This is a genomic window from Streptomyces sp. NRRL WC-3549 (assembly GCF_000721935.1).
GTDB lineage: Bacteria > Actinomycetota > Actinomycetes > Streptomycetales > Streptomycetaceae > Streptomyces.
This window is the reverse complement of record NZ_KL585442.1, coordinates 43,631-49,142: the sequence shown is the minus strand read 5'-3', so window position 1 is coordinate 49,142 and position 5,512 is coordinate 43,631. Positions and strand designations below refer to the sequence as shown.

Genomic DNA, 5,512 nt, shown 5'->3' with positions numbered 1-5,512 from the left:
GAGATGTGTATAAGAGACAGTCCGCGCCCCTCGCCGCGTCGGCGGCCCTCGGCCCGGCCTCCTGACCGCGCCGGGGTGGTGCGCGGCACGCATGTCCGGGCCGATCAGGGGCACCTCAGGGGCGCGGGCCCGTGAACCGGCGGGCCCCTTCCGAGACCTCCGAGGAAAGGTGGCAGCCGATGACCGACCACGATCTGGACGGGCGCAGGGTACTGGCCGTCGTCACCCATTACGGCGTGGAGCAGGACGAACTCGTGGTGCCCGTGGAACACCTCCGCGGCGCCGGGGCCCGGGTGGACGTCGCCGCGGTGTCCGAGGACGACGTCGTGACCCTGGTCGGTGACAGGGACCCGGGGAAGACGGTGCGCCCCGACCTCGCACTGGCCGACGTCGACCCGTCCGCCTACGACCTGCTGCTCGTTCCCGGCGGCACCACACTGAACGCCGACGCGCTGCGCCTGCAGAGCGACGCGGTCGCGATCGTGCGCGCGTTCGCCGGGTCGGGGCGCCCGGTCGCCGCGATCTGCCACGGGCCGTGGGCCCTGGTCGAGGCCGGAGTCGTCGCGGGCAAGCGGCTCACCTCATACGCCTCCCTGCGGACCGACGTCCGCAACGCGGGGGGCGAGTGGGTCGACGAGCCGGTGGTGACCGACACCGCGGGCGGCTGGCCGCTGATCACCTCGCGCGATCCGGGAGACCTGGAGCCGTTCCTCCGGGAAGTGGACACGGCGCTCGCCGCCGTGCGGCGCTGACCGGGGGGCGCGGCGGCCTGCCGCCCCGGACGCGGTGAAAGGACCTGGGCGCGGGAGACCCCGGCCCGCAGTGCCCTCCCGAGAAGCCGGGCCCCGGAGGCGGGGTCCGGCTTCGTACGCCCCGGGCCGCCGGCTCGCCGGGCGCTCCACCGGTTCGGGCGGCCTGCCCCGCGCTGCGCGTCCACGCGGCGCCGGCTGACGGCCGTAGGCGGTGACGAAGCAGCTGACGGTTCGTCAGGCTGCCGGCGGGGCGTGGAGCTTCGCCCCCGTGGCGGCGCGGACCTCGGCCTCGGACACCCCCGGGGCCGCCTCCGCCAGGACCAGTCCGCCGCCGGTCACGTCGATGACGGCCAGGTCGGTGATGATCCGGTGGACGACTCCGCGCCCGGTGGCGGGCAGGGTCAGCTCGTCGACGATCTTCGGGCTGCCGTCCTTCGCCGTGTGCTCCATCACGACCAGGATGCGACGGGCGCCGTGGACGAGGTCCATCGCACCGCCCATGCCCTTGACCATCCTCCCGGGCACCGTCCAGTTGGCGAGGTCGCCACGGGCGGAGACCTGCATGCCGCCGAGCACGGAGACGTCGATGCGGCCCGCGCGGATCATGCCGAAGGAGAGCGCGGAGTCGAAGCAGGCGGCGCCCGGCAGGACGGTCACCGTCTCCTTGCCCGCGTTGATCAGGTCCGGGTGCTCCTCGCCGGCCACCGGGTACGGCCCGACGCCGAGGATGCCGTTCTCCGAGTGCAGCACCACGTGGACGCCCTCGGGCAGGTGGCCGGGGATCAGCGTCGGCAGGCCGATGCCGAGGTTCACGTACTGGCCGTCGCGCAGTTCGCGGGCGGCGCGGGCGGCGAGCTGGTCGCGGTCGAGGGGCATCGTCAGTCCTCCTTCGCCGCCGTGCCGGCGGACGGTGGGGCGGGGGCGGGCGAGGGGGGCCCGCCGGGGGTCCGGCGGGCGAGGGGGGCCCGACGGGGGTCCGGACCGTACGGCGCTCGACGCGCCGGTCGTCCGGGTCGGCGGCGACGACACGGTCCACGAACACGCCCGGCAGATGCACCCCGTCCGGGTCCAGCTCACCCGGCTCCACGACGCGTTCGGCCTCCACCAGGGTGACGCGGCCGGCCATGGCGACGAGCGGGTTGAAGTTCGCCGCGGCGGCGTGGAAGACGCAGTTGCCGTGCCGGTCGGCGACGGCGGCCCGCACCAGGGCGTAGTCGGCGGTGATCGCCTCCTCCAGCAGATAGCGCCTGCCCCCGAACTCGCGGACCGCCTTCGGCGGTGAGGCCAGCGCGACCGAGCCGTCGGGGCCGTACCGCCACGGCAGGCCGCCCTCCTCGACCTGGGTCCCGACGCCCGCCGGGGTGAAGAACGCGGGGATGCCGGTCCCGCCCGCGCGCAGCCGTTCGGCCAGCGTGCCCTGCGGGGTCAGCTCCACCTCCAGCTCGCCGGACAGGTACCGGCGGGCGAACTCCTTGTTCTCACCGACGTACGACGACGTCATACGGACGATCCGCCCGGCGCGCAGCAGCAGGCCCAGACCCCAGTCGTCGACGCCGCAGTTGTTGGAGACGACCCGCAGACCGCCGGTGCCGGTGTCCAGGAGGGCGGCGATCAGCCCCGACGGGATGCCGCACACACCGAAGCCGCCGACGGCGAGCACCGCGCCCTCGGGAATGCCGGCCACCGCCTGTGCGGCGGAGCCCACCACCTTGTCCATGCCTCGTGCCTGCCTTCCGTACGGGGTAGGGGGCCGGTAGAACCCCGGGGCACGATGCCGCGCCGGGGCCGCCCGCCGTTCACGATCGCCGTCCGGGTGGCACCGCCGCCATGTGGGCCGGACACATGAGCGGCGCCGCAGGTGCGGTGCCCGGCACCATGTCGGCGCCGGTGGGCGACTTTTACCGTCCCATCCATCAGCAACCGCGCCGCCGCCGTCGTCCGCCGCGGGTGCGCCCCTTCCGAGGGGCGCCACCGGGACCGGTGCGGCACCACTTTCCGGGAGCCGGACCGATGCCTGTCAACCCCGCACACCGCCGCCGCACCAGAACCCTGACCGCGGTGGCCGCCCTCGCCCTCTCCGCCCTCCTCGCCTCGGGCTGCGCCGAGGCCGGAACGGCGGGTTCGCAGTCCGCGGGCGGCGGCCAGGGCTCCGCACCCGTCAAGGTCGGTCTGGTCTACTCCAAGACCGGCCCGCTCGCCGCGTACGGCAAGCAGTACGTCGAGGGCTTCCACGCCGGTCTCGACTACGCGACCAAGGGCACCGGCAAGGCCGGCGGCCGCACCATCGAGGTGACCGAGCGCGACGACGGCGGCGACGCGTCCAAGGCCGTCGCCGCGGGCAAGGACCTCATCGGCAAGGGGACGAAGATCATCGCCGGCAGCACGGACTCCGGCATCGCCCTCCAGATGGCCCCGCTGGCCGCCCAGAACAAGGTGCTGTACATCGACGGCCCCGCCGCCACGGACGCGGTCACCGGCATCAACGCGTACACGTTCCGCTCCGGCCGCCAGTCCTACCAGGACACCCTGACCGCCGCCGCCATGCTCGGCGACGCCAAGGGCGGGAAGGTCACCGTCCTCGCCCAGGACTCCACCTTCGGCCAGGCCAACGTCGAGGCGGTCAAGGCCGTCCTCGGCGGCGAGGGCGCCAAGGTCTCGTCCGTCCTCGCACCGCCGAGCGCCACCGATCTGACGCCCTTCGCCCGCCAGGTCAAGGCGGCCGGGCCCGACCTGGTCTTCGTGGCCTGGGCCGGCGCCACCGCCCCGGCCCTGTGGACCGCCCTCGACCAGCAGGGGGTGCTGTCGTCCTCCACGGTCACCACCGGTCTGGCCGGCACGGCGTCCTACCCCGTCTTCGGGGCCGGGGGCGAGAAGATCACCTTCCTCGCGCACTACTTCGCGGGCGCGGCCGGCACCGGCCCCGAGAAGGCCATGACCGAGTCCGTCGAAAAAGCGGGCGGCACCCCCGACCTGTTCACACCGGACGGCTTCACCGCCGCACAGATGATCGTGCGCGCCGTCGAGGCCGGCGGGGACGACGTGGACGCCATGGTGAAGTCCCTGGAGGGCTGGACGTTCGAGGGGGTCAAGGGGGAGCAGAAGATCCGCGCCGAGGACCACGCCCTGCTCCAGCCGATGTTCCAGGCGAAGCTCGTCGGCAGCGGCGCGAGCGCCCGGCCCGAGCTGATCAGGAGGCTCCCGATGGACGACGTGGCGCCCCCGGTCAAGCCTCTGGCGGGCTGATCCATGACCACAGCACCCCGGAGCCCCGGGCCCGCGCCCGGCGCGACGGCGGCCCCCGCCGCCGTCCTCGGCCTGCGGTCCGCCGGCTGGTCCGTCGGCGGCGCGACCATCCTCTCGGACGTCTCCCTCGATGTCCGGGAGGGCGAGTTCCTCGCCTTCATCGGCCCGAACGGGGCCGGCAAGACCTCGCTGTTCAACCTGATCAGCGGCCTCGTCCCGGCCACCACCGGCCGGGTCCTCCTCGACGGGACGGACATCACCGACCGGCCCCCGCACGCCCGGGCCCGGCGGGGTCTGGGCCGCACCTTCCAGACGTCGAGCCTGTGGCCGGCGATGAGTGTGGCCGAGCACGTGCGGCTCGCCGCACAGGCGGCGGGCGGCGGCTCGTACCGGATCTGGCGGCGGGCCTCCCGCTACCAGGACCGGGTCGACGACGTGCTGGCCCGCACCGGTCTGACGCACCGCGCCGACGTGCCGGCCCGGTCCCTGTCGCACGGGGAGAAGCGGAAGCTGGAACTCGCCGTCCTGCTGGTCGGCGAGCCCCGGCTGATGCTGCTGGACGAGCCGATGGCGGGCGTCAGCGCCGAGGAGGTACCCGCCCTGACCGAGCTGATCCGCGGTCTGCACCGCGACGAGGGCCGCACCGTCCTCATGGTCGAGCACCACATGGACGTCCTGCTGGGCCTGGCCGACCGGCTCGCCGTGATGCACCACGGCCGCCTGCTCGCACTGGACACCCCCGAAGCCGTCACCGCCGACCCCACCGTCCAGCAGGCCTACCTGGGAGCGGCCCTGTGAACCCCGGCCGGACGGCACGGACCGTCGCCCCCGCCCGCACCGCACCGGACGGCGGTCCGCTGCTCGCCGTCCGCGGCCTGCGGGTCCTGATCGGCGGACGGCACATCCTGCACGGCGTGGACCTCGACGTCGCACCGCACGGGGTCACCGCCCTGCTCGGCCGCAACGGTGCGGGCAAGACCACCACCGTGCGCGGCGTCCTCGGCCTGGTGCCGCGCACCGGCAGCGTGCTGCTGGACGGCGAGGAGACGGTGGAGCTGCCCACGCACACCCTCGTCCGCCGGGGCATCGGCTATGCCCCCGAGGACCGGGGCGTCTTCGCGGGGCTGACCGTCGCGGAGAACCTGCGCCTGGCCGAACGCGGCGACGGGGAGCCCTACTACCCGCTCGTCCACGAGCTCTTCCCCGAACTGCTCCGGCGCGCCGGACAGCCGGCCGGCACGCTCTCCGGCGGCCAGCAGCAGATGGTGGCCATCAGCCGCACGCTGCTCAACGGCAACCAGCTGATCATCGCCGACGAGCCGACCAAGGGCCTCGCCCCGAAGGTCGTCACCGAGGTCACCCAGGTGCTGGAACGCGCCGCCGAGGCCGTCCCGGTGCTGCTGGTCGAACAGAACCTCGCCATGGTCCGCCGGCTCGCCGCGCACTGCACGGTGCTCACCGACGGACGCACCGCCCACCAGGGGCCCGCCGCCGAGCTGCTCGGCGACCTGGAGGCC

5 protein-coding genes and 1 pseudogene are annotated in these 5,512 nt (G+C 74.5%); 4 read left to right on the top strand and 2 right to left on the bottom strand.

Annotation, left to right across the window (positions count from 1 at the left end):
- Positions 1-179: 179 nt before the first annotated feature.
- Entirely contained in the window at positions 180-752 is a 573-nt protein-coding gene (locus IH13_RS0133680; protein ID WP_031090534.1) for a type 1 glutamine amidotransferase domain-containing protein, read from the top strand.
- Positions 753-986: 234 nt separating this feature from the next.
- Here IH13_RS0133680 and IH13_RS0133675 read toward each other — a convergent pair whose 3' ends face one another.
- The gene (locus IH13_RS0133675; RefSeq protein WP_031090532.1) at positions 987-1,628 is read right to left on the bottom strand and encodes a 3-oxoacid CoA-transferase subunit B; all 642 of its coding nucleotides are present in this window, start codon (positions 1,626-1,628) and stop codon (positions 987-989) included.
- A gap of 97 nt (positions 1,629-1,725) precedes the next feature.
- Positions 1,726-2,469 (bottom strand): annotated as a pseudogene (locus IH13_RS41710) (CoA transferase subunit A); the annotation flags it as partial.
- A 293-nt stretch (positions 2,470-2,762) separates the two neighbouring features.
- Here IH13_RS41710 and IH13_RS0133665 point away from each other — a divergent pair.
- From IH13_RS0133665 to IH13_RS0133655, 3 genes are all read left to right on the top strand, one after another.
- On the top strand, positions 2,763-3,995 hold the full coding sequence (locus IH13_RS0133665; RefSeq protein ID WP_031090527.1) for a substrate-binding domain-containing protein: 1,233 nt from the start codon (positions 2,763-2,765) through the stop codon (positions 3,993-3,995).
- A 3-nt stretch (positions 3,996-3,998) separates the two neighbouring features.
- Entirely contained in the window at positions 3,999-4,793 is a 795-nt protein-coding gene (locus IH13_RS0133660; RefSeq protein WP_031090526.1) for an ABC transporter ATP-binding protein, read from the top strand.
- Positions 4,790-5,512, top strand: a 723-nt coding sequence (locus tag IH13_RS0133655) for an ABC transporter ATP-binding protein (protein WP_051836015.1), incomplete at its 3' end; no start/stop codon positions are given. The genes IH13_RS0133660 and IH13_RS0133655, both read left to right, overlap by 4 nt.